At 72.9% G+C, this 23,383-nt stretch carries 16 protein-coding genes and 1 pseudogene; 12 read left to right on the top strand and 5 right to left on the bottom strand.

The window, feature by feature from the left end:
* Positions 1-355 precede the first annotated feature (355 nt).
* Positions 356-1,078: pseudogene (locus WBK31_RS29680) on the top strand (ARPP-2 domain-containing protein); the annotation flags it as partial.
* A 183-nt stretch (positions 1,079-1,261) separates the two neighbouring features.
* Here WBK31_RS29680 and WBK31_RS29675 read toward each other — a convergent pair.
* The gene (locus WBK31_RS29675) at positions 1,262-1,675 is read right to left on the bottom strand and encodes a hypothetical protein (protein WP_406673509.1); all 414 of its coding nucleotides are present in this window, start codon (positions 1,673-1,675) and stop codon (positions 1,262-1,264) included.
* 98 nt (positions 1,676-1,773) lie between these two features.
* On the opposite strand from WBK31_RS29675, the gene WBK31_RS29670 reads away from it, so the two are divergent.
* From WBK31_RS29670 to WBK31_RS29655, 4 genes are all read left to right on the top strand, one after another.
* Positions 1,774-1,998 carry a hypothetical protein gene (locus WBK31_RS29670; protein ID WP_378790281.1) on the top strand — a complete coding sequence of 75 codons (225 nt, stop codon included), beginning with the start codon at positions 1,774-1,776 and terminating at the stop codon, positions 1,996-1,998.
* Complete coding sequence (locus tag WBK31_RS29665) at positions 1,938-2,735, top strand: GlxA family transcriptional regulator (protein WP_406675541.1); 798 nt, start codon at positions 1,938-1,940, stop codon at positions 2,733-2,735. Before WBK31_RS29670 ends, WBK31_RS29665 begins: the two co-directional genes overlap by 61 nt.
* Positions 2,736-2,957: 222 nt before the next feature.
* Positions 2,958-3,539: a hypothetical protein gene (locus WBK31_RS29660; RefSeq protein ID WP_406673508.1), complete on the top strand. Its 582-nt coding sequence runs from the start codon at positions 2,958-2,960 to the stop codon at positions 3,537-3,539.
* On the top strand, positions 3,523-4,224 hold the full coding sequence (locus tag WBK31_RS29655; RefSeq protein ID WP_406673507.1) for an OmpA family protein: 702 nt from the start codon (positions 3,523-3,525) through the stop codon (positions 4,222-4,224). Before WBK31_RS29660 ends, WBK31_RS29655 begins: the two co-directional genes overlap by 17 nt.
* A gap of 187 nt (positions 4,225-4,411) precedes the next feature.
* Here WBK31_RS29655 and WBK31_RS29650 read toward each other — a convergent pair whose 3' ends face one another.
* Together WBK31_RS29650 and WBK31_RS29645 are read right to left on the bottom strand one after the other, a co-directional pair.
* Complete coding sequence (locus tag WBK31_RS29650) at positions 4,412-5,506, bottom strand: trypsin-like peptidase domain-containing protein (protein WP_364060347.1); 1,095 nt, start codon at positions 5,504-5,506, stop codon at positions 4,412-4,414.
* A 5-nt stretch (positions 5,507-5,511) separates the two neighbouring features.
* Positions 5,512-6,966, bottom strand: coding sequence for an AMP-binding protein (locus WBK31_RS29645; protein WP_364060350.1), 1,455 nt, complete (start codon positions 6,964-6,966; stop codon positions 5,512-5,514).
* A gap of 2,201 nt (positions 6,967-9,167) precedes the next feature.
* Here WBK31_RS29645 and WBK31_RS29640 point away from each other — a divergent pair.
* Both WBK31_RS29640 and WBK31_RS29635 read left to right on the top strand, forming a co-directional pair.
* On the top strand, positions 9,168-9,950 hold the full coding sequence (locus tag WBK31_RS29640; protein WP_406673506.1) for a hypothetical protein: 783 nt from the start codon (positions 9,168-9,170) through the stop codon (positions 9,948-9,950).
* A 74-nt stretch (positions 9,951-10,024) separates the two neighbouring features.
* Positions 10,025-12,202: an acyl-CoA dehydrogenase gene (locus WBK31_RS29635; protein ID WP_378786391.1), complete on the top strand. Its 2,178-nt coding sequence runs from the start codon at positions 10,025-10,027 to the stop codon at positions 12,200-12,202.
* 87 nt (positions 12,203-12,289) lie between these two features.
* Here the strand turns inward: WBK31_RS29635 and WBK31_RS29630 are convergent, their stop codons facing one another.
* On the bottom strand, positions 12,290-14,116 hold the full coding sequence (locus WBK31_RS29630) for a hypothetical protein (RefSeq protein WP_406673505.1): 1,827 nt from the start codon (positions 14,114-14,116) through the stop codon (positions 12,290-12,292).
* An 80-nt stretch (positions 14,117-14,196) separates the two neighbouring features.
* On the opposite strand from WBK31_RS29630, the gene WBK31_RS29625 reads away from it, so the two are divergent.
* The 5 genes from WBK31_RS29625 to WBK31_RS29605 all read left to right on the top strand — a co-directional run bounded on the left by WBK31_RS29625 (position 14,197) and on the right by WBK31_RS29605 (position 22,249).
* The gene (locus WBK31_RS29625; RefSeq protein ID WP_406673504.1) at positions 14,197-15,771 is read left to right on the top strand and encodes a hypothetical protein; all 1,575 of its coding nucleotides are present in this window, start codon (positions 14,197-14,199) and stop codon (positions 15,769-15,771) included.
* A gap of 121 nt (positions 15,772-15,892) precedes the next feature.
* Entirely contained in the window at positions 15,893-16,027 is a 135-nt protein-coding gene (locus WBK31_RS29620; protein WP_329584535.1) for a hypothetical protein, read from the top strand.
* Positions 16,028-16,038: 11 nt separating this feature from the next.
* Positions 16,039-16,842, top strand: a complete 804-nt coding sequence (locus WBK31_RS29615; protein ID WP_364060365.1) for a glycosyltransferase — start codon at positions 16,039-16,041, stop codon at positions 16,840-16,842.
* Positions 16,839-18,089 carry a glycosyltransferase family 4 protein gene (locus WBK31_RS29610; protein WP_378786396.1) on the top strand — a complete coding sequence of 417 codons (1,251 nt, stop codon included), beginning with the start codon at positions 16,839-16,841 and terminating at the stop codon, positions 18,087-18,089. Before WBK31_RS29615 ends, WBK31_RS29610 begins: the two co-directional genes overlap by 4 nt.
* Positions 18,086-22,249 (top strand): alpha-(1->3)-arabinofuranosyltransferase family protein, encoded by a 4,164-nt coding sequence (locus WBK31_RS29605; protein WP_406673503.1) that lies wholly within the window; start codon positions 18,086-18,088, stop codon positions 22,247-22,249. The genes WBK31_RS29610 and WBK31_RS29605 overlap by 4 nt, the downstream gene beginning before the upstream one ends.
* Here WBK31_RS29605 and WBK31_RS29600 read toward each other — a convergent pair.
* Positions 22,176-23,321 carry an acyltransferase gene (locus WBK31_RS29600; RefSeq protein WP_364060374.1) on the bottom strand — a complete coding sequence of 382 codons (1,146 nt, stop codon included), beginning with the start codon at positions 23,319-23,321 and terminating at the stop codon, positions 22,176-22,178. The two genes, WBK31_RS29605 and WBK31_RS29600, sit on opposite strands and share 74 nt — an antisense overlap.
* Positions 23,322-23,383 lie beyond the last annotated feature (62 nt).

The raw sequence follows: 23,383 nt of genomic DNA, 5'->3' as shown, positions 1-23,383 counted from the left end.
CCGACCCCGCTCGGGCGGCGCGTCATCGACGCCCTGGAACGGCGGCCCGGCCTGCTCGTCATCGTCTCCGACGGCTGGGACAACGCGCCCCCGGCCTGGCCTGCGAGGTGCTGCGGGTGTGGCGGCGCAGGCTCGACCCGGCGTGCGAGGTGGGCATCGTGCACCTCGACCCCGTCTACGACGCCGAGCGGTTCGAGGTGCGGCGGCTGTCCCCTGTCGTGCCGACGGCCGGCATCAGGGACGCCGAGGACCTGCCCGCGCTGGTCGAACTGGCCAGGTTCGCCGAGGGCCGCAGCGGGGCGGCCGAGCTGCGGGCGTACCTCGCCGAGCGGGCGGCGCGGGCGCTGGAGGCACGATGATCGACCTCACCGGGCTGGAGACGCGGCCCGCCCAGACCTGGGGCGCGCTGCGGCTGGTGCCGCTCGTCCGCCGCGCCCCCATCGAGGACCTGCGGCTGCACGCCAAGGTGTACGGCGACGAGCTCTCCGTGGTGACGCTGCCCGACAGGTCGCTCTACACCGCGTACGTGCCGCACGCGTGCGTCGCGTCGTGGACCGCCGACGGCACCCCGGCGGCGGCGTACGGCACCCAGCTCGGGCAGCCGCTGCGCCACGTGCCGATCAGGATCCGCCGCAGGATGGCCCGCAGGGCCGACAAGCACCGCCTGCGCTTCCTGCCCCTGCACCTGGCCGTCGAAGGCTTCCTCGCGCTCCACTTCGGCGGCCCTGAGACGGCCTGGGACGAGTGGTCGCGGCAGGCGCTCGCGCACGGCCTGTCACCGCGCATCGAGGAGGCGTACAGCGGGGCCGAGGTACGCGGCCTGGAGGACGCGCTGAAGGTCTTCGAGATCCACCCCGGCCAGTGCGGGCTGCTGCTCTACGCGGGTGACACGCTGGCCACGGCCTTCGTGGTGCCGCACCCCGAGGACTACCGCGCGCTGCACCCGACGCTCGTCCGCGACATGTACGGCGACCTGATCCACGAGTACGCGCTGTACCACCCGGCGCGGGATTTCACCGCCGAGCTCGACGCCGACGCCATCGGCTCGCTCGCCGACCTGCGGGAGGCGGCCGCCCGCGTCGAGCGGGAGTGGGCGGAGTTCCACGACTCGGTGATGGCGGCCGGGCCGCTCGGCGCACCCGACCGGGTGACACCGCCGCCGCGCTCGGCGTCACCGAGGCCGAGCTGGGGATGCGGCTCGCGCGGGCCGGGTTCGGGCACCTGCTGCGGCAGGACGTCCTGGACGGCTACCGCAAGGCGGTCAGTGACGGCAGCCGGCGTACTCGTCGAGGCGGCGCAGCATCGCCGCCAGCATGAGCGGGAACATCCCGACGTGCGCGACGAGCATGAGCACGCCGCCGTCGATGGCGCCCGCCCACAGCAGCGGGAACAACGGCACGGCCGGGGCGAACATGATCGCGCACATCTCCAGGGTCGGCGCCCAGCGGTGCCCGCGCACTCGCATCCACGCGGCCATGCCGATGGACATGTCGAGCGCCATCGCCAGATACCACAGCTCGGGCTGCTCGGCGTGCGAGAGGCCGAGGCCGGCGGCGGAGCGGAGCATGCCGATGAGGAGCATCCCGGCGAACATCGCGATGATCATTTCGACGTAGTGGAGGGCGAACCTGCCCCAGTTGCGGCCGGTACGGGCGGCGGTGGTGGTCGTCGTCATGTCCCGACTGTCGCCGCCGGGGTCCGCCGGGGCCAAGGAAGGCGGCCGGACATGTCCGGAAACTTGGGTTCTCGGTCCGCCGGACCTACAGTCGAGCCATGGACCGACGACGGTTCGTCGTGGTGGCGTACGAGGCGGCCGAGCTGCTCGACATCGCCTGCGTGACCTCGACGCTGGAGAGCGCCAACTGGCACGGCGCGTTGCCGTACTACGAGTACCGCGTCGCCACCCCCGGGGACGCCCCGTCACCACCGGCACCGCGCTGCGCATCGACGCGCAGCTCGCGCTCGAACGCGTCAAGGGTCCGCTCGACACGCTGCTGATCTCCGGCGGCATCGGCTACGCGGACGCCGCGGCCGACCCGCTCGTCGTCGGCCACATCAGGCGGCTGGCCCGCGAGAGCCGCAGGGTGGCGTCGGTCTGCACCGGCGCGTACGTGCTGGCCGCCACCGGGCTGCTCGACGGCCGTCGCGCCACCACCCACTGGAAGCAGGCGCACGAACTGGCCGGGCGCTTCCCCGGCGTGACCGTCGACCCCGACCCGATCTTCATCCGCGACGGCAACGTCTCGACCTCCGCCGGCATCACCGCCGCGCTCGACCTCACACTCGCCTTCGTCGAGGAGGACAACGGCACCGAGCTGGCCAGGACCGTCGCCAGGAACATGGTCACCTACCTGCAGCGGCCCGGGAACCAGGCCCAGATGAGCATGTTCGTCGAGCCGCCGTCGCCCGCCGACGGCCTGGTCAGGCGGATCGTCGAGCACATCGCCACCCACCTGCGCGACGACCTCGGCACCGCCGCGCTCGCCGCCGAGGCGGGCGTCAGCGAACGCCACCTCACCCGCCTCTTCATCAAGCATCTCGGCCTGACCCCCGGCCGCTACGTCCGCAGGGCCCGCACCGAGGCCGCCGCCCAGCTGCTCGCCACGACGTCGCTGCCGTTGGCCGCGGTCGCCGCGCGCTGCGGGTTCAAGACGGCGGAGACGCTGCGGCAGGCGTTCATCGACCGGTACGGCATCCCGCCCTCCCGCTACCGGATGACCCAGGCCGCAGGCTGAGCCCGATACCGGAGACCTTGATGGCGCGGTTGAGACCGTTGTGCGAACTCTGGCAGAGTTTGACCCCACTTGGCGATGGCGCCAGGGCAGGGCGAGGCCGAAGGGCTCGCGCACAAGACGCGAACGCGGCGTGACCAGCGCGTGTGACCCGATCATCCGGACATCGAACGCCGCCCGCCTGTGGTGAGGCCGAACATCCCCGACGACGAAGGTGGACCACACATGCGAAAGTTGTTCGCACCGGCCGTCGCGGCTCTCGCGCTGGCGGGTTGCGGCGTGATCCCCGGCCCGCCGGGCACCGGTGACGGCGAGTCGCCCACGACCGGCGCCGCCGCCGCTCAGCCCACCCAGGAGACCTCCACTCCGGCGCAGCAGCCGCCCGCCCAAGAAGCCACCGTGATCGCCACCCGCACCGCCCAGGTCAGCGCCGGCGACATGACCGGCGCCGCCAGGGTGGACATCACCTCCCTGCGCCGCCAGGGCAAGACCGCCAGCCTCACCTGGACCATCACCGCCACAGAGGGCAAGGTCAACGTGCACAACGGCCTGGGCAAGGGGCCGCTCGACCTGACCGTCTCGAAGGTCTCCCTCATCGACCCCGTCAACGCCAAGCGCTACCGGGTGGCCCGCAACGGCACGACCGAGGACGCCGAGTGCGTGTGCTCCGGCACCCAGGGGCAGTTCCTGGAGCCGGGCGAGTCCTCCACGCTGTACGCGGTCTTCGCCGCGCCGCCGCTGGAGGTCACCAAGGTCGACATTGAGATGCCGATGTTCGGCGTGCTCGACGATGTTCCGATCTCTTAGCGTCGCGCTCGTCCTGGCCGCCGCGTCCGGCCTGATGCCCGTGTCCGCCGCGGCGGGGTTGTCGTCGGCCGCTGCGGTGGGGTCGCCGCCGGTCGCCGGGGCCGCGTCACCGCTGGTCGCCTCGTGGGGGGCGTCGCCGGTCGCCGGGGTCGGGTTGCCGTCGCACGCCTCGTCGGGGGCGTCGCCGACGCCCGCCCCCACCGTGCCGGACGGCGCCGCCGGCCCCGTCGAGGACCTGGTACTGCCCGTCGAGGACATCATCGGCGAGGTCGAGTCGATGGACGGCACCGAGAGCGAGATCACCCAGGGCAAGCAGGTGACGGTCGCGGTGACCAGCGACGTGCTGTTCGCGCTCGACAAGTGGCAGCTCACCGCCAAGGCCCGCGACCGCCTCGCCAAGGTGGCGCGCAAGGTCCAGGACGAGGTTGACGGCGGAGTCGTCAAGATCGAGGGCCACACCGACGACCAGGGCACCGACGCCTACAACCGCACGCTGTCGCTCCGCCGCGCCCAGGCGGTCGAAAAGGTCATGCGCGGCCTGCTCGCCGGCTCCGGCGTCACCCTCCAGGCCCGGGGCTTCGGCGAGAGCCGTCCCAAGTTGCCGAACGTGGTCAAGGGCAAGCCGGTGGAGGAGAACCGCGCCAAGAACCGCCGCGTCGAGATCATCTTCACCGCCAAGCAGTAGGACGCGCGGTCGCCCGGGAGCGGACCTCGGGGAGCCGCCCCGGAGCGGCGGCTTCGCGGCCGTCCAGGAGCGGTGACTGGGGGAGTGGGGCTGGCGCGGCGGCCGCGGGAGTCGTCCGGCAGAGGAGGCTCCGCCCGGTCACCCCAGGAGGAGCAACCGGCTGAAGCAGCGGCCTGGCTCTGGTCGCTCAGTCGGCTTGGAGTTCTCCAAGGGTGACGGTGACGGTCTCCTCTGTGCCGTCGGCGCGGATCAGGCCGACCTTGACACGAGCGCCGGGCTTGAGCGTGGTGATGGTCTCGGCCAGGGCCGCCATGGTGGGCGTCTCCTTGCCGTTGATCGAGGTGATGACGTCGCCGGGCCGGATGCCGGCCTTCTCGGCGCCGCCGCCGCTCTCGACACCGGCGACCCCGACGCCGCTCGGCTGGCCGTCCGCGTCGATGACCGTGCTGCCCCTGATGCCCAGGGCGGCGCGGTGGCTGTTGGTGACCTTGCCGTCCCTCACGATCTGGCGGGCGATGTCGGTGGCCGTGTTGCTCGGGATGGCGAAGCCGATGCCGGGCGCGGCCCCGCCGCCGAGCTGCGGGTCGGTCGCGGCGAGCGTCGGGATGCCGATCACGTTCCCCGACAGGTCCACGAGCGCGCCGCCGCTGTTGCCGGGGTTGATGGCTGCGGAGGTCTGGATGGCGCCCGCGATGGTCGCGCCGGGCGAGCCGGGGTCCTGGGGTTCGGTGACCGTACGGCCGAGCGCGGAGACGATGCCGTCCGTCACGCTGCCGGACAATCCGAGCGGGTTGCCCATGGCCAGCACGATCTGCCCCACCCGCACCTTGGACGAGTCGCCGAACCTGGCCGGGCGCAGCCCGTCCGCCTTGTCCACCTTGATGACCGCGAGGTCTCCGGCCGGGAACGCCTTGACCAGCCGGGCCGTCCTGGGCGCGCCGCCCGTGGCGATGGTGACGCTCATCCGCGTGGCCTGCCCGACCACGTGGGCGTTCGTGATGATGTGCCCGCTGCGGTCGAACACCACGCCAGAGCCCAGCCCGACCTTCGTGTTGATCTGCACGATGGACGGCAGCACGTCCGTGATCACCTTCTCGTACGCCGCCTCCAGCGCCTGAGGCGTGGACGCGGGAGAGGGCGTGGCGGTGGACGGGGGCGTCGCCGTGGAGGCGGGAGCCGAGGTGGTGGGCGTCGTGGCGGCGGGAGTGTCCGTACCCGTGGTCGTAGGGGGAGGACCGCAGCCTGCGAGCAGCACTCCGGCGGCGGCGAGTCCTGCGGCCATTCCCCTCATGGGGATGTGAACTGCCCAGCCGACTCAGAAAGATACGCTTCCCGGACGTTTCTCCTGCTCAGCTTGCCGGTCGGCGTGCGGGGCAGCGACTTCCGGTACTCGATCACCCGGGGGTGCTTGAGCCTGGCCAGGCGCGGCGCGCAGTGGCGCAGCAGCTCGGCGGTCAGCTCGTCATCGCCCCTCACCCCGTCGGCCGGCTGGATCAGCGCCACCACCTTCTGCCCCCACTCCGGGTCGGGCACGCCGATCACCGCGACGTCGGCCACGGAGGGGTGTTCGAGCAGCGCCGCCTCGACCTCCGCCGGGTAGATGTTGACGCCGCCGGAGATGATCAGGTCGGTACGCCGGTCCAGCAGGAACAGGTAGCCGTCCTCGTCGAGGTAGCCGATGTCGCCCGGCGTGTAGTCGCGCCCGCGCATCGACGCGGCCGTCTTGTCGGGGTCGCCGTGGTACTCGAACCGGTTGATGCCGCCGATGTAGACCAGGCCGGGCGTGCCCGGCGGCACCTCCTTGCCGTCCTCGTCGACGATCGTGAACGACATGCCGTCCAGCGCCTTGCCCACCGTGCCCGGCTTGGCCAGCCACTCCTCCGACGACACCATGGTGGCCACCGCCGCCTCCGTGGAGCCGTAGTACTCCCACAGCACCGGGCCCAGCCAGTCGATCATCGCCTTCTTCGTGGCCGGCGGGCAGGGGGCGGCCCCGTGGTAGAGGTGCGTCAGCGAGGACAGGTCGTACTTCTCCTTGTCCGGTACGTCCAGCAGGCGGTGGAACATCGTGGGCACCATGAACGCGTTCGTCACCCGGTACCGCTCGATCAGCTCCAGCGTGGCCACCGCGTCGAACCGCTCGGGCGCCACGATCGAGTGCCCGAACTGCAGCGCCATCATCGCCTGGCCGTACGGGGCCGAGTGGTAGAGCTGCGAGCACACCAGGTGCACGCCGTCCATCGGCAGCCCGAAGTGCCGCCAGCTCTTGCGCATGAGGATCGGGTACAGCTCCTCCGGCGTCAGGTCCAGCAGGCGGCGGCGCACGCCCTTGGGGCGGCCGGTCGTACCCGAGGTGTAGAGCATCATCGAGCCGGCCTTGCGCAGAGCCGGCGGGGTGGCGGGCCGGCCGTCGATCAGCTCCGCCACCGTGAGGGCGTCCGGCGAGATCACCGCCTTGGCCTGACAGTCGGCCACGATGTAGTCGATCTCCTCGGTGGTGAAGTGCCAGTTTACGGGGACGAGGTAGACGCCGATCTGGTACGTCGCCAGCATCATCGTCAGGGCGTCGAGCCCGTTCTTCAGCACGGTCACCACGCAGTCGCCTTGGCCGGCTCCGAGCGAGGTCAGGCCGTTCGATGCGCGGTTGACGCGATCGAGCAGCTCTCCGTAGGTCGTGCCCTCGTCGCCGAGGAGGGCGGGGCGTTCTGGGTCGTGGGCCGCGATCTCGTAGAAACCCCTCATGCTCCGTGAGATTACAGAATCATCTTCTGGTGGGGGAATAGCGGAAATATCGTGCTCCTGGGTGCCGTAACCTCATGGCCATGGCGGACGACGGCGACCAGACACCTACGAATGACCCACCCACCACTCCGTTCCGCAAGATCGTCCTGCCCGCGGAGGAGACGGTCAAGATCTCCCTTCCGTCGGCGTCCGACCCGTCCGCCCCAGTGAAGCCCGGCACGTCTGACCACGCCGCCGAGGGGTCGGGCAAGAGCACCGCTGCAGGAAAGGGCGCCGGGCCGGGCAAGGGCTCGGCCGCGGCCGCGGGCGCGGCTGCGGCCGGTGTCGCTTCGTCAGGCAAGGCGGCAGGCGCCGGCGGCGGCCAGGCGACCGGCTCCAAGCCGAGCGCCGCTCCCACCAAGAGCGCCGCTCCGGACAAGAGCGCTGCTCCGGACGCCGATCCGGATAAGAGCACTGCGGCGAAGCCGGGAGCCGCTTCCGGAGCAGGCGGTACAGCCCAGCAGGGCGCTGCTTCTGGGCCGGGTGGTGCGGCCAGAGAGAGCGCCGGCGCTGGATCGGGTGGTGCCGCCCAGCGGGGCGTTGCGGCCGGGCAAGACGGTGCGGCGAAGCAGGGTGCTGGGGTCGGGGTAGGCGGTGCCGCTCAGCAGGGCGCCGGTGCCGGGCCGGGTAGCGCTGCCCAGCAAGGTGCTGCTTCGGGGCCGGGTGGTGCGGCGGAGCAGGGTGCTGCTGGGCAGGGCACCGGTGCCGGGAAGGGCGCCGGTTCGGGAGCGGGCGCTGCCTCAGGAGCGGGTGCTGGTGGTGCGGCTGCCGGGAAGGGTGCCGGTGCTAGAACGAAAGCCAGGCAGGGGCATGTCCCGCCCGTGGGCACCGAGACGGAGCTGGGGCGGCTGGTTGCGCCGCTCCCGCCGGCCGGGCAGGACACCGGGCGGAAGGGCGCGCCTGGACCGGCTACCGGTGGCAACGCGGCTCAGGGCGCACCGCCTTATGGCGCGCCGGGGCCGGTCTCGGGACCGCATCCGGTGCCGCCGGGCACCGCTCCCAATGTCGGTGCCGGTCCTAACACCGGGCCGAACGCCGCGCCCAACGCGGGGCTGAACGCCGCGCCCAACGCGGGGCCGGATGCCGCCCCTAACGCGGGGTCTGGGCCGTATCCGGGTGGGCCTGTGCCGCCGCCGGGTGCGGGGCCGATTGCCGGTCCTTGGCCGAACTCGGGCGGGCACGCCGTCCCGGGGCCTCATGCGGGGCCGGGCATGGGTCCGGGGCCGTATGTCGGGCCTGGCCCGAACTCCGGGGCGAACCCTGTGCTGCCAGGTGTCGGCCCCCACGGGCCTGGGCCGCAGACCGGCCAGCCGATGCCGCCGGGCAGCGGTCCCAACGTCGCACCCAATGCGGGGCCGGATGCCGCCCCTAACGCGGGGCCTGGGCCGTATCCGGGTGGGCCTGTGCCGCCGCCGGGTGCGGGGCCGATTGCCGGTGCTTGGCCGAACTCGGGCGGGCACCCCATCCCAGGGCCTCAGGCAGGGCTGACCGGTCACGGGCCGGGGGCTCAGGCGGGGTCAGGTGGTCACGGGCTTGGGCCTCAGACGGGGCCGGGTGCTTACGGGCCGGGGTCTCAGGGGCCGATGCCGGGCTCCGGACTCAACCCGATGCCGGGCTCCGGGCCCAACCCGATGTCGGGTTCGGGGCCCAATCCGGTGCCGCCCCATGGGCCGGGCATGCCCCCGGCCGGGCACCCCATGGGACCTGGCCCGCAATCCGGCCCCAACCCAGTCCCGGGCACCGGCTCGCACGCAACGCCTGGCACCGGCTCGCAGGCAGTGCCCGGCGCCGGCTCGCACGCAACGCCTGGCATCGGCCCGGCCGCACCGGGACAGGCCGCAGAGCCGGCGGCCGGGGTGGCTCAGGCTCCGGGGCAAGGACCCACTCAAGGGCCAGGGCAGGGGCCCGCCCAAGGGGCGAATGTCGGTCCGGGGCAGGGGGCCGTCCAGGGGGCGGGTGCCGGGGTCGCTGGTGTGCCTGACGCCGGAGCGGCCGGTGGGCCTGACGCCGGGGCTGCGGGTGGGCCTGATGCCGGAGCGGCCGGGGGGTCAAGCGCCGGAGCCTCCGGCGGGTCTGACACCCCGGCGGCCAATGGGCTCAACGCCGGGCCGGGGCAGCAGCAACCTGAAGAGCAGCGGTTCGGGCAGCCGGGGGTGCGGCCGTTGGTGCCGCCGCCGAAGCGGCGCGGTATCGGCGACATCCCGATCAGGGTCGTCTACCTGTTCGGTGCCATTGTGGCGACCGTGCTGGCCGTTCTGCTGGTGTTCGTCGTCTTCTCCGGTGACGTGCCGAAGAACGAGCCGGAGGAGGTGGTGCAGGTGGCTCCGGTGCCGACGACGCCGACGCCGACGCCGACGGCGTCTGCGACGGCGAGCCCGTCGCCGACGCAGAGTCCTATCGTGCTGCCACCGGCCCCGGCGAGCAAGAAGTTCGCGACGTTCTCCGGCAAGGCGTCCGCGGTCACGGGCACGATCACCGACAGGAAGGCCGGTATCACGTATCCGCGGCTGGCTTCGCCGTGGAAGGCGAGGTCGTATTCGCCGTTCTCGGTGGCGCAGCGCATCGGCAAGGTGGAGGCGCCGTACACGGTGATCGCCTCGGCGATGCTGCCGGGCGAGGCGCCGGAGAAGAAGCCGTCGTCGAACGCCGACTACCGGGAGATCGCCACGCAGGCGGCCCGGTGGACGATCCGCACCCAGTTCCCGGAGGGCGCGACGCTGGAGGAGTGGACGGCATCGATGAAGAACCCGGTGGGCAAGGGCTGGACGCTGGGCTTCAAGGTGACGTACACCTCGGGCGGCAAGGAGCAGACGGCGCAGGCGATGGTCTCGGTGGTCGAGGTGGGCAAGACGAAGCCGGCGATGCTCATGGCCTCGATCCCCGAGGCGAATAAGGCACGCTGGCGAGATCTGAACACGCTCGCGCAGCAGGTTCGCCCGATCTGACGGGCAGCCTAGGCCAGAAGCATCCTCTAGAATATGGTTCTGCGCATGACTCGGACCTGGCTGGAGGATGAGTAATGGCGATCGGGTTGAGCGAGGAGCACGAGGCGCTCCACGAGTCGGTGAGCGGCTGGGCCGAGCGGAACATCCCCTCGGAGCTGGTGCGCGCGGGCTCGCAGGGGCGCCCGCCGTTCTGGACGGGCCTGGCCGAGCAGGGGCTGCTCGGCCTGCACGTGCCCGAGGAGCACGGCGGCTCCGGCTACGGCCTGCTGGAGGCGGCCGTGGCCATCGAGGCGCTGGCCGAGCGCATGGCGCCCGGCCCGTACGTGCCGACGGTGCTGGCCAGCGCGGTCATCAACGCCTCGAAGCGCCCGGAGCACCTGGAGCGGTACGCCGACGGCACGCTGACCGCCGCGCTCGCGCTGACGGGGAACCTGACCGGCACGCGTACGGAGGACGGCTCGCTGGTCGTCTCCGGCACCGCCGAGCCCGTGCTGGGCGGTTCGCTCGCCGACTCGCTGGTGCTGCCGGTCACCACGGACGACGGCGAGGAGTGGGTGCTGATCGAGGCGGCCTCGGCCACGGTCACCGAGCTGAAGTCGCTCGACATCACCAGGCCGGTCGCCAAGGTCGAGCTGGACGGCGTGACCGTGCCCGCCTCCGGCATCCTGGGCGGCGTGCAGCGCTCCGACGTGCGCGCGATCGCGGCGATCCTGCTCGGCGCGGAGGCCACGGGCCTGGCGTCGTGGTGCGTGACGGCCGCCGCCGAGTACGCCAAGGTGCGCGTGCAGTTCGGCCGCCCGATCGGCCAGTTCCAGGGCATCAAGCACAAGCTGTCGCGCATGCTGGTGGCGCTGGAGCAGGCCCGCGCCACGGTCTGGGACGCCACCCGCGCCGAGGGCAAGGAGCTGGAGTTCGCCGCCGCCGTGGCCGGGGTGATGGCCCCCGACGCGGCCGTGCGGTGCGCGAAGGACGCCATCCAGACGTTCGGCGGCATCGGCTACACGTTCGAGCACGACGTTCACCTCTACTACCGCCGCGCGCTCACCCTGCGCGCGCTGCTCGGCTCGTCGGCCGACTGGGCGGCCGAGGTGGCCGAGCTGGCCCTCTCGGGCGTGTCGCGGGAGATGGAGATCGACCTGCCGGAGGGCGCCGAGGAGCTGCGCGAGTCGATCCGCGCCGAGATCGCGGAGATCGCGCGGCTTGAGGGCAAGGAGCAGAAGCGGGCGCTGGCCGATCGCGGCTTCGTCATGCCGCACCTGCCCAAGCCGTGGGGCCGCGGCGCCAAGCCGCTCGAGCAGGTGCTGATCGCGCAGGAGCTCAAGGCCGCGAAGGTACGCGTGCCCAACATGATCATCGGCGCCTGGGTGGTGCCGTCGATCGTCGCGTACGGAACGCCGGAGCAGCAGCAGCGCTTCCTGCCCAAGACGCTCAGCGGCGAGATGATCTGGTGCCAGCTCTTCTCCGAGCCCGGCGCCGGCTCCGACCTGGCCTCGCTGCAGATGAAGGCGGAGAAGGTCGAGGGCGGCTGGAAGCTCAACGGCCAGAAGATCTGGACGTCGGTCGCTCACGTGGCCGAGTGGGGCATCTGCATCGCCCGTAACTCCAACGAGGGCTCCAAGCACGAGGGCATCACGTACTTCCTCGTGGACATGAAGGCCCCGGGCGTGACGGTCAGGCCGCTGACGGAGATGACCGGCGAGAACCTGTTCAACGAGGTGTTCCTGGACGACGTGTTCGTGCCGGACGACCTGGTCGTGGGCGAGGTGGGCCAGGGCTGGAAGGTGGCGCGCAACACGCTGTCCAACGAGCGCGTGTCGCTGTCGTCCGGCTCGGGCGGCACGGGCGCGTCGGTGCCCGACCTGCTGGGCCTCGCCGGTCGCCTCGGCAGGGAGCTGACGCCGGTCGAGAAGCAGCGGCTGGCCGAGGTGGTCTGCGAGGGCCACTCGATCAACGCGCTGTCGCTGCGGGTGACGCTCAAGCAGCTCGCGGGCAGCGAGCCCGGCGCGGACGCCTCCGTACGCAAGCTGCTGTCCACCTCGCACGCCCAGCACGTGTCGGAGACGGCGGTCGAGCTGCTCGGCGCCTCCGCCGTGATCGCCGCCGACATGAAGCTGGGCGACGCCGGCTACTGGAACAGGGCGGTGCTCGCGACCCGCGCCATGACGATCTACGGCGGCACCACCGAAGTGCAGCTCAACATCATCGGTGAGCGCATGCTCGGCCTGCCGAGGGACCCCGAGCCGGGCAAGTAGTCCGGAGGCGGCCCGGTCGTTCCAGGAGGCCCGGTCGTTCCAGGAGGCCCGGTCGTTCCAGGGGGCCGGTCGTTCCAGAGGGCTCGGTCATTCCAGGGGGATGGCCGGGCCGTCCTCGTCGGGGACCGGGTGGCCGATCCTGATCTCGCCGACGCAGGCGGCGGGACCTTCCGGCACGCGCAGGAACAGGTCCGTGCCCTGGCCGTGGACCTGCACGAACGTCCTGCCCAGGTCCTTCCCGGTGGGCACGCGGGCCTCGCCGGGGCCGCCCAGCCGGACGGCGAGGGTGGTGGGGGCGGCGTTCAGGTAGGAGATCTGCGCGGTGTAGGCCCCGCCGGGCAGCGGCGCGGGCAGACGGAAGCGCACCTCGCCCGGCCCGACGGGCACGCACGCGCGCTGCGGCACCCGCAGCCCGCGCACGGTCACCGGCCGCAGCCGGCCGCGCGCATCGAACGTCAGCGGGTCGCGCACCGGCCCGGACAGCTCCCGCGTCCACGTCACCGGCCACGGGCGCGGCACGCCGAGGAGCCTGGAGTGCCGGGCGTACTCGTGGAAGAAGGCCGGGGAGGCGACCTCGGGCGGCACGTACGTGTCCAGCACCACCGCACCCGCCGGAACCTGCGCCAGCGCCCGCGAAGCCGTCCTGACGTAGTCGCGCACGGGACCGCCGAGCGGCCGGTCGGCGTACGCGGCCACGGACCACACCGAGCCCGCGGCGACGGCGGCGGCCAAAGGCGCCCACGCCCACCGCCACCGGGGGAGCGGCCGCCGCCACGGGTGCTCCTCGCCGTCGAGCGGGATGAAGGCGAGAGCGGCCGCCAGTGACACGACGGTGGCGGTCGCGGCGAGGTAGCGCAGCTCGTGGCCGAGCACGCCGGGCCCGAGCAGCTCGATGCGGCCGAGCAGCACCGGCACCACGTCCGCGAGCAGGAAGTAGCCGAGCAGCGTCAGCCAGGCCGCCCAGGCGCGCCGCCGGTGCCGCAGCGACACCGCCACCGCGACCGCCGCCACGGCCAGCGCGGCCCAGGCGAGCGGCGCGGGCGTGGCCGCCATCGCGTAGTCGTCGCCGATCGGCCGCCACTGCCAGGGCCCGCCGAGCGCCGACGGCACCAGCGCGCGGAAGCCGAGCACCCACGCGAACTCGGCCGCCGTGCCCGCGCCGGGCAGCTCGGGCGTCTGCGTTCTGTCGTTGAGCTGCACGGACCCGTAGAGGCCGGTGAAGAACACCGCCGCGTACGCCGCCAGGATCACCGCGTACGGCACCCAGGCCCGCCAGAGCCGCCACCACCCGCGCGGCCGCAGCCAGACGGCGGTCACCACCAGCAGGAGCACGGGGATGAACGCGGCCTTGACGAAGAACAGCAGCCCGAACACCGTCCACGCGCACGCCGCCACCAGGTGCCGCGCCCGCCCGCGACGCACGTACAGGGTGTGCGAGGCGAGCGCCATCGGCAGCGCGAGCTGCAGCGGCAGCGTCTCCAGCACCGCCGCCCACCACGACAGCGACGGCACGGTCATGGGCGTCACCAGGTAGAGCCCGAGCGGCACGAGGATCGCGGGCCTGGGGCCGAACAGCACCCACAGCAGCCGCAGCATGGCCAGGCTCGCCCCGGCCTGCAGCGTCATCGTGGTGGCGTGGGCGAGCGGCTCGTTGTAGCCGCCGAGCCTGGCCATCGCCCAGGAGATGCCGAAGCCGCCGGGCAGCAGGTGCCCGACGTCCACCCACATGAGGTAGTCCCAGGTGAGGCCGCTCTCCTGGCCGCGGATGATGTAGTGGAAGTCGTCCTGGCGGAAGTACGTCCGCCTGACCAGCTCGTACTTCCACACGAGCTGCACGACGACCATCACGAGACCCGCCGCCAGCACGGCGTCGCGCCCGCGCAGGCGCTGTAAGACGCCTTCGTCCATGATCACCCCGTTCTCCCCCGCGCGCAGCGTAACCAGGGATGGTCCTCAGGGGAACGGCCGTGTCCCGGTTGTGATGTCATAGCGGGATGTCCCAGTCCGCCCGCGCCGGGCTCGCCGCCGCCCTGCTCGGGCTCGTGCTCGGCTGCCTGGCGCTCGGCCCGGCCCTGGGCTGGGGATTCGTGCTGATCCAGGACATGGTGTTCGTGCCCGAGCCGGAGTTCTCCCGGTTCACGTTCGGGCTGGCGGGCGGGGCGCCGAGGGTGGTGCCGAGCGATGCCGTGGTGACCGCGCTCGCCCAGGTGCTGCCCGCCGAGCTGGTGCAGAAGGCGATCCTGCTCGGCATCTTCGTGCTGGGCTGCTCGGGCACGGCGCTGCTGGTGCCGTCGGCGTCGCTCGGGCCGCGCCTGGTCGCGGGCGCCTTCTACGTGTGGAACCCGTACGTCGCCGAGCGGCTGCTCATCGGCCAGTGGGCGCTGCTGCTCGGCTACGCCGGGCTGCCCTGGGTGGTGCGCGCGGTCTGGTCGCGGCGGCGGATCGTCCTGGCGATGCTGCCGGCCGCCGTGGGCGGGTTCGCGGCGATGACGGTGACCGCGATCACCGCGCTGCCGGCCGCCCTGTCCACTGCCCTGTCTTCTACCGAGGGGTCCGCCGCTGGGCCGCGCTGGAGGACGGTGGCGCGGGTGGCGGCGCTGCTCGCGCTGTTCAGCCTGCCGTGGCTGGTGCCGGCGGCGCTGCGGCCGTACGGGATCGAGGGCGACCCGGTGGGCGTGGCCGCCTTCGCCTCCAGGGCCGACACGCCGTTCGGCGCGGTGGGCAGCCTGCTGTCGCTGGGCGGGATCTGGAACGCGTACGCGGTGCCGCCCGGCTACGGCAACCCGGTCGGCGCGGCGGCCAGGCTGGTGCTGACACTGGCGGGCGCGGTCGCGTTCCTGCGCGGCGGCATGCCGGGCAGGTGGGGACTCGCCGGGGCCGCCGCCATCGGGCTCGCGGTGGCGTCGGTGGGGGTGACCGAGCCCGGCAGGGCGGCGTTCGCGTGGGCGGTGGAGCTGTGGGGCGGCTTCGGGGTCTTCAGGGACGCCCAGCAGTACGTGGCGCCGCTCGCGCTGATGGCGGCGCTCGGTCTCGGCCTGCTGGCCGAGCACGTGGCGGCGAGGAAGGCGTGGGTGGCCGCGCTGGTGCTGGTGCCGGTCGCGGTGCTGCCCACCCTGGCGTGGGGCGCGCTGGGGCGGCTGGAGGCGGTGCGCTACCCGGAGGGCTGGACGGCGGCGCGCGAGATCATCGAGCGGGACCCCGAGCCGGGGGAGGTGCTGGTGCTGCCGTTCGAGTCGTACCGGCGCTTCCCCTGGAACGGGCACCGGGCGGTGCTCGATCCGGCCCAGCGCTTCTTCGCGGTGCGGGGGCGGCGGGTGGTGACCAACGACGCCGTACGCGTCGGCGACATGGTCGTGCGCAGCGAGGACCCGCGCGCCCAGGAGGTAGAACGCGTACTAGTCGGGCCCGCGCCGGATCTCCGCGCCGCCGGATTCCGCTACGTGATAGTGGACGCCGGGACAGTTGCGGAACGTGAGCGCTTCGCGCAGTGGCTACGCAGCGCAAGGGTCCTGGTCGATACCGGTGACCTGCGGTTGTACCGGTTCGGCGGCCGGGTGGCGGCCCCCTGACGCCGATCGGTACGCTCGTCAGCGGTTTTGTTAGAGTTTGGCCTAGCTACTTCCCAGTAGCAAGAATTGGTTCTAAGTTGAGGGACGCCCGCACTACCCGCCCGCTTCAGGAGGAACCCCGTTGATCAAAGTCCTCTTAGCAGCGATCATCGGCGTAGCCGTGGCGGCACTCGTGGCCACGGTCACGACCGTGTCCTTCACCGGCGCCACGGCCACGCCGGTCAACCAGCCGCTCTACAACTACGGCGACCGGTAACCAGAAGCGCCATGCCACCCTCTCCGCAAGGGGACGAGGGCACGAGCCGGCGACCACTGCTTGAGATCGTCATTCCCGCCTACAACGAGGAAGGACGACTACCCGGGGGGCTCCTGCAGCTGTGCGCGAAGCTCGCCCGCATGCCGTTCCCCGCTTCCGTCATCGTCGTGGACAACGCCAGCACGGACCGTACGGCCGAGATCGTCGAGAACTGGCCGCGCGGCGACGTCCCCGTCCGGCTCATCCGGTGCGCGAAGCCCGGCAAGGGAGCCGCCGTACGTGCCGGCCTGCTCGGCACCAGCGCGCCCTTCGTCGGCTTCTGCGACGCCGACATGGCCACCGACCTCGACGCCATCGACCTGGCGCTCGGGCTGCTGCTGTCCGGTGAGCGCGTGGTGATCGGGTCGCGGGCACACCGGGACTCCCACGTGGAGAACCGGCACAGCCGGATCCGCGAGCTGGGCGCGTACGGGTTCCGCGCGCTGGCCGGCGCGCTCGTCCGCGGTGTCGGCGACACCCAGTGCGGCTTCAAGTTCTTCGACGGCCCGCTCGCCCGCGAGTGCGCCGAGCTGCTGCGCACGCCCGGCTTCGCCTTCGACATCGAGCTGCTCGCCCGCTGCGCCGAGCGGGGCGGCCGGATCACGGAGATCCCCGTGCGATGGCGCGACATGCCGGGCTCGCGCTTCTCCCCGGCCCGGCACACCGCCGGCATCGTGCTGGAGCTGGGCAGGATCTGGCTGCGGCTGCGCACGAGGCCGGCGTCCGCCGCGCGGCCGGCGTGGGAGCCGCCGCTCGACCCCGTCGGATTTCCGTGAAGATCGCTGTCGTCAACTGGCGCGACCCCTGGCACCCCCAGGCGGGCGGCGCCGAGACCTTCGCCTGGGAGTCGGCCCGCCGTTTCGCGCGGGCCGGCCACCAGGTCACGTACGTCACCGCGCGCGCTCCCGGGCAGCGCAGGAGCGAGCTCGTGGAAGGGGTGCGCTTCGTGCGGATGGGTGGTGTCTTCACCGTCTATCCGCTGGTGCTGGCCTGGCTGCTGCTGCGCAGGGGCCGCTTCGACGCGGTGCTCGACTGCCAGAACGGCATCCCGTTCTTCACGCCGTGGGTGGTGCGGCGGCGCACGCGGGTGGTCTGTGTGGTGCACCACGTGCACGACCGGCAGTTCGGCGTGCACATGCCGGGGTGGCTCGCGGCCTTCGGGCGCTTCCTCGAAGGGCCGGTCTCGCGGTGGAGCTACCGGCGGCACGCGAGCGTGGCCGTCTCGCCGTCCACCGAGCTCGCCATGCGCGAGCGGCTCGGGTGGCGCGGTCCCGTCCACGTCATCCCGAACGGGGTCAGCGTCGTTCAGCCGGGCCCCGTCGAAAAGAGCCGCGAGCCGCGCCTGGTCTGCCTCGGGCGGCTGGTCGCGCACAAGCGGTTGCACCTGCTGCTGGACGCCGTCGCCGAGCTGCGCGAGCACCACCCGGATCTGACGGTGGACATCATCGGCCGCGGCCCTGAGGAGGCGGCGCTGCGGGCCCGGCTGCCCGAGGGCGTCACGCTCCACGGCTACCTGCCTGAGGAGGAGAAGGCGCGGGTGGTCGCGCGGGCCTGGCTGCACATCAGCGCCTCCCAGGGCGAGGGCTGGGGGCTGAGCGTGCTGGAGGCCGCCGCGCTGGGCGTGCCGACGGTGGCCTTCGACGTGGACGGGCTGCGCGACGCCGTACGGCCGGGGGAGACCGGCTGGCTGCTGCTGGAAGACGGCGAGCCTGTTCAGGGGCTGGCCAAGGGGATCGCCGCCGCACTCGACGAGCTGGACGAAACTTATAGCGTGAAATGTCGGGCATGGGCTGACCGCTTCTCCTGGGACCACAGCGCCGAACGCCTCCTCGCACTCCTGCGCGGCGACGACCCAGGCGCCGACCCGGCCTTCGGGCTCTCCGAGGGCCTCGCCGACGGCCTGAGCGAGGCGCGCGCCGGCGACCCGGGCGAGGTCCGCAGCGGCGGTTGCGCCGGCGACCCGGGCGAGGTCCGCAGCGGCGGTTGCGCCGGCGACCCGGCCCTCGGGTGGGAGCGCCCATGACACCGCCCGAGAGGCCGCCCGCGACCGGGCGGGTCAGGACCCTGCTGCCCGCGCCCACGCTGCTGCCCACCGACAAGCTGGTGGCCGGGCGGCGCATCGGCGCGGGCCGCCCGGTCGGCGAGGCGACCAGGCGGCGGTTCTGGCTGCTGCTGTGCTGCTTCGGCTTCGCGCTGCTCGCCTTCACCACCCGGCCGGGCCACCTCATCTCCGACACCAAGATGGACCTCGCGCTCAACCCGGTCGGCTGGCTCGAGCGCGCCGCCCACCTGTGGGACCTGCAGCACTTCGGCCAGCTCCAGAACCAGGTGGCCGGCTACATCTTCCCGATGGGCCCGTTCTTCGCGCTGGGCGACCTGGCGGGGATCCCGCCGTGGGTGACGCAGCGGCTCTGGCTGACGCTGCTGATGTGCGTGGCCTTCCTCGGCGTCGAACGCCTGGCGGGACGGCTCGGCATCGGCTCGCCGGGCACCAGGATCGCGGGGGCACTGGCGTACGCGCTGGCCCCGCGCACGCTGTCGATCATCGGCGAGATCTCCGTCGAATGGCTGCCCGCCGCGATGCTGCCGTGGATCCTGCTGCCGCTGCTCACCGCGTCGGAGACCGGCCAGCGGGCGCGCGGCGCGATCAGGTCGGCGCTGGCGGTGGCGCTGTGCGGCGGCGTGAACGCGGTCGCCGTGCTGGCCGTGCTGGTCGCGCCCGTGCTCTACATCCTCACCAGGCCGCGCCCGGTGCCGCGCTGGCGGCTGCTCGGCTGGTGGTCGGGCGCGGTCGCGGTGGCCACCCTGTTCTGGTCGCTGCCGCTGCTGCTGATCGGCCGGTACGCGTTCTCGTTCCTGCCGTACACCGAGACCGCCGAGACCACCACGGCCGTCACCTCGCTCACGAACGTGCTGCGCGGCGCCTCCGACTGGGTGCGCTACCTGCCGCTGAACGGCGTCCTGGAGCAGCCGCCGGGGTTCAGGATCGCGACCGCGGCCTCGATGGTCGTGGTCACGGGCGTGATCGCGGCGCTCGGCCTGGCCGGTCTCGCCCGCCGCGACCTGCCCGCCAGGGGCTTCCTGGTGACGCTCTTCCTGGTCGGCGTGGTCGCGCTGGTCGCCGGGCACGCGAGCGCGCTGGAGCCGGTCACCGCGGAGGCGGTGCGCTGGCTGCTCGACGGGCCGCTCGCGCCGCTGCGCAACCTGCGCAAGTTCGACCCGCTCGTCCGGCTCGCGCTCGCCTTCGGCTTCGCGCACCTGCTGGCGCGTCACGCCAGGCTGCCGGTCCGTACGATCGCCGTCGCCGCCTGCACCGCGCTCGTGCTGCCGGTCTTCAACCAGGGCCTGGCCGCGCCCGGCGACTTCAAGGAGGTGCCCGCCCACTGGCGCGAGGCCGCCGCCTGGCTCGACCGCAACGCGGGCGACGACGGCGTGCTGGTCGTGCCGGGCGCGAAGTTCGCCGAGTACGTCTGGGGCCGTCCCGTGGACGAGCCGCTCCAGGCGCTGACCACCGCCCGCTGGACCACCAGGAAGATCGAGCCGCCCGGCTCGGTCGGCCTGACCCGGCTGCTCGACGCCATCGACCTGCGCCTGGCATCTGGGCGCGGCTCGGCGGGGGTGACCGAGGTGCTGCGCAGGCTGGGCGTGCGCTACCTGCTCGTCAGGAACGACCTCATCCGGCCGAACCTCCAGGGCGCCTGGCCGTCGCGCGTCTACGAGGCGCTGCGCGAGTCGCCCGGCATCACCAAGGTGCGCTCGTTCGGCGAGCCGGTCGGCGACCGGGAGGCCGACGACGCGGTGAACGCGCTGGACCCGGCCTTCCCCGCGCTGGAGCTGTACGAGGTGACGGGCGCCTCCGACCTGGTCTCCGTGCGCCCCGCGGCCGACGCGCTGGCCGTGCGCGGCGCGCCGGAGTCGCTGCTCGCGATGGGCGACCTCGGCCTGCTCGACGACGAGCCGGTGCTGGTCAACGGCGACGCGGGCACCCGCGAGGCGCCCACCGTGGTGAGCGACGCGCTGCGGCTGAAGGAGCGCTCGTTCGGCGAGCTGCGCACGAACCGGTCGCCGACCCTCACCGCCGACCACAAGAGCGACTTCGACGGGGTCAGGGCGCTGGACCTGCTGGAGAAGGGCTGGCTCGACGAGGCCGCGGTGGCCGAGTACGACGGCATCGCCCGCATCAGCGCCTCCTCGTCGGTCGCCGACCCGTACGCGCCGGCCGGGATCAGCAGCACCGGGCGCGGCCCGTACGCCGCCATGGACGGCAACGCGAAGACCGGCTGGGAGAGCGACGGCACGAAGGACCCGCGCGGCGAGTGGCTGCGGGTGGACCTGCGCGGCCGGATGCGAATCCCGTACGTGAACGTCATGTTCGCGCCCGACCTGCTGCTCGGCCAGTCCGTCTCCCGCGTGGCGGTGGAGACCGAGGCGGGCAGCCTGGTGCAGGACGTCGCCCGTACGACGGACCCGCAGCGGCTGCGCGTGCCCGACGGGCCGACGAGCTGGGTGCGGATCAAGGTGGCCGCCACGGCGTCCGGCACCTGGAGCTACGGCCAGCGCGTCGGCGTGGTCGAGCTGTCGATCCCCGGCGTTACGGCCGGGCGTACGATCCGGCTGCCCGGCGAGGGCGGCGACGTGTACGTCATGGACCGCGGCCTCGACGGCCGGCCCGCCTGCATGCGTAACCCGCAGCGCTGGGTGTGCAACGAGGTCGCGCTGGCCGAGCAGAGCGAGGAGACCGGTTTCGACCGCACCTTCCGCGCCGGCGACGCGGCGAGCGTGACCGTACGGGGGACGGCCGTGCTGCGCGACCCCGAGCTGATCGACCGCTACACCCGCATCCGTGCGGACCTGACCAGCGTGACCGGCTCGTCCCAGCTCAGCGAGGACGCCGTGGTCTCGCCCAGGTCGGCCTTCGACGGCGACGACAGCACCACCTGGATCCCCGACGCCGACGACAAGGAGCCCGTGCTCACCGTCGCGTGGAAGAAGCCGATCACGGTCTCCCGCGTCCAGATCGGCCGCCCTGGCGGCGACCAGGCCACGCTGGACGTGATCGTCAGCGGGGACGGCGGCCAGGTGCGCGGCGGACGCGTGGACGAGCACGGCATCGTGACGTTCAAGCCGATAAAGACCCGCACGCTCAAGCTCCGCTTCACGCCGTTCTCGCAGCGGCTCCAGGTGACCGAGCTGGTCATCCCCGGCGTCGATCCGGTGGGGCGGCCCGCCGACGTGCCGCTGCGGCTGGCGTGCGGCTTCGGCCCGACCATCGAGGTGAACGGCCGCACGATCCCGACCAGCGTCACCGGCACCCACGCCGACCTGCTCGAACAGCGGCCGGTGCGGATCACGGGCTGCGCGAAGGCGGCACTCGCCGCCGGCGACAACCGGGTGCGGGTGGCGGGCTGGGACCCGTACGCGATCGACGCGCTGGTGGTCGGGGCGCTGCCCGAGCGGACGCCCGGCGTGGAGGGCGGCGTGGTGCAGAGCACCTGGACGCCCTCCAAGCGCGAGGTCGCCGTCAGCGCGCCGAAGGACTCCTTCCTCGTCGTCAACGAGAACTTCAACGCCGGCTGGCGGGCGAGCATCGGCGGCGAGACGCTCAAACCGGTCAGGATCGACGGCTGGAAGCAGGCGTGGGAGCTGCCCGCCGGGACCACGGGCACCGTGACGATGGAGTACCTGCCCGACCGGCTCTACCGGCTCGCGCTCGTGCTTGGCCTCGCCGGGATCGCGCTGCTCGCGCTGGTCGCCGTGGTGCTGCGGGGGCCGCGTCCCGAGCACGTGCGCGAGACCGCCGCCGCGTCAGCCGCCCGGCTGTCGCGGCCGCGGGCGCCGTACGTGGTGGTGGCGGCGCTGGCGTTCGGCGGCTGGACGGCGAGCTGGCCCGGCATGCTGGCGGTGCTCGGCGCGCTGCTGGTGACCCTGCTGCTGCGGGCCAGGCGGTGGCCCGCGCACTGGGCGGCGGCGGGCGCGTTCTGCGCGGCCGCGCTGTCCCTGGCCGCCGCGATGACGCTGCGGAACTACGGCATCGACGTCGAGCTGCTCATGGATCAGGTGCCGCAGCTCGCCTCCTGCGCGGCGGTCGGCGTGCTGTTCGGCCAGCTCGTCAGCGAGCCGGCGCGGCGGGAAGAGCGGCGCGAGCTGCCGGCGGCGAGGCAGGTGCTGACCGGTGTCGGCTGAGCTTGAGCGCGCTCACCTCGATCAGGTGGTAGCTGCCGACGCTCAGCAGCATGGTCACCACGAACGAGACCACCGCGACGCTGGTGAAGTCGGCCTGGAACGGCTGCGCGCCGGTCAGCTTGAGCTGCAGCGTGATCACCGGCGCGTGCCAGAGGAAGAAGCTGTAGGAGATGCGGCCCAGGTAGGCCGCGACGGGGTTGCCGAGCACCCGGTTGCGCAGCGACTCCGGCCTGGACGCCAGCGCGAACGGCGCCACCAGCAGCACCGACACCGCGGTCTCCAAAGCCAGCCGCCACAGCGACTGCGACAGCGTGGGCAGCACGAGCGTGCGCGGGCCGGCCAGCTCGGTGCTCAGCAGCACGTACAGCAGGCCAGCGAGCACCAGGAGCTGCGGGGCCAGCGACTCGATGACCCGGCTGTGCCCGATCCACACCGACAGCACCGCCATCGCCATGCCGCAGCCGAAGAACACCAGGTGGTACGGCAGCAGCAGGGCGAGGTCCGGCAGCTCCGCCAGCCGGGCGACGACCACGGTGACCACCGAGATCAGCGGCAGCACCGAGATGCCCGCGAGCAGCCGCACCGGGCGGTTGCCGCCGCGCGCCCACCGGTGCAGCGCCCAGGCCAGCACCGGCAGCAGCACGTAGAAGGACATCTCGATGGGCAGCGTCCACATTTGGTAGAGACCGTCGGGCGTCGGGTCGTCGGGGAAGAAGTTCTGCGCGAGCAGCATCCACTTCAGCCAGCCGGTCCAGTCGTACGAGGTCCACGCCCACAGGGCGAGCGCGCTCACCAGCCAGTAGACGGGCATGACGCGCAGCACCCGGCGCCACAGGTAGCCGAGCGGCCGCGGCCGTGGCGTATCCTCGATCACCGCGCGCGCCCACGGGCGGTAGAGCAGCAGGCCCGACAGGAGGAAGAAGATGGGGACGGCGATGCCCAGGCGGCTCATCAGCCAGTTGAGCATGCCGTCGCGGTACATGACGCCGGTGTTGCTCCCGACGTGCAGCAGCCAGACGCCGAGCGCGGCCACCGCGCGGATGCCGTCGAGTGCGGCGTCCCTGCCCTTCATCCACGCTCCAGATGTCCGCTGCCGGTCTCCGAAACTACGATAGAACTTGTTTCTATCAATTT

This window comes from Nonomuraea sp. N2-4H, from assembly GCF_045291505.1.
GTDB lineage: Bacteria > Actinomycetota > Actinomycetes > Streptosporangiales > Streptosporangiaceae > Nonomuraea > Nonomuraea fastidiosa.
This window is presented reverse-complemented; position numbering and strand designations above follow the sequence as displayed.

Coding starts and splice junctions, on each gene's coding strand:
- WBK31_RS29675 (WP_406673509.1), bottom strand. CDS start 1,675: ATGACGACGACCACCACCGCCGCCCGTACCGGCCGCAACTGGGGCAGG.
- WBK31_RS29670 (WP_378790281.1), top strand. CDS start 1,774: ATGGACCGACGACGGTTCGTCGTGGTGGCGTACGAGGCGGCCGAGCTG.
- WBK31_RS29660 (WP_406673508.1), top strand. CDS start 2,958: ATGCGAAAGTTGTTCGCACCGGCCGTCGCGGCTCTCGCGCTGGCGGGT.
- WBK31_RS29655 (WP_406673507.1), top strand. CDS start 3,523: ATGTTCCGATCTCTTAGCGTCGCGCTCGTCCTGGCCGCCGCGTCCGGC.
- WBK31_RS29650 (WP_364060347.1), bottom strand. CDS start 5,506: ATGGCCGCAGGACTCGCCGCCGCCGGAGTGCTGCTCGCAGGCTGCGGT.
- WBK31_RS29645 (WP_364060350.1), bottom strand. CDS start 6,966: ATGAGGGGTTTCTACGAGATCGCGGCCCACGACCCAGAACGCCCCGCC.
- WBK31_RS29635 (WP_378786391.1), top strand. CDS start 10,025: ATGGCGATCGGGTTGAGCGAGGAGCACGAGGCGCTCCACGAGTCGGTG.
- WBK31_RS29625 (WP_406673504.1), top strand. CDS start 14,197: ATGTCCCAGTCCGCCCGCGCCGGGCTCGCCGCCGCCCTGCTCGGGCTC.
- WBK31_RS29615 (WP_364060365.1), top strand. CDS start 16,039: ATGCCACCCTCTCCGCAAGGGGACGAGGGCACGAGCCGGCGACCACTG.
- WBK31_RS29605 (WP_406673503.1), top strand. CDS start 18,086: ATGACACCGCCCGAGAGGCCGCCCGCGACCGGGCGGGTCAGGACCCTG.
- WBK31_RS29600 (WP_364060374.1), bottom strand. CDS start 23,321: ATGAAGGGCAGGGACGCCGCACTCGACGGCATCCGCGCGGTGGCCGCG.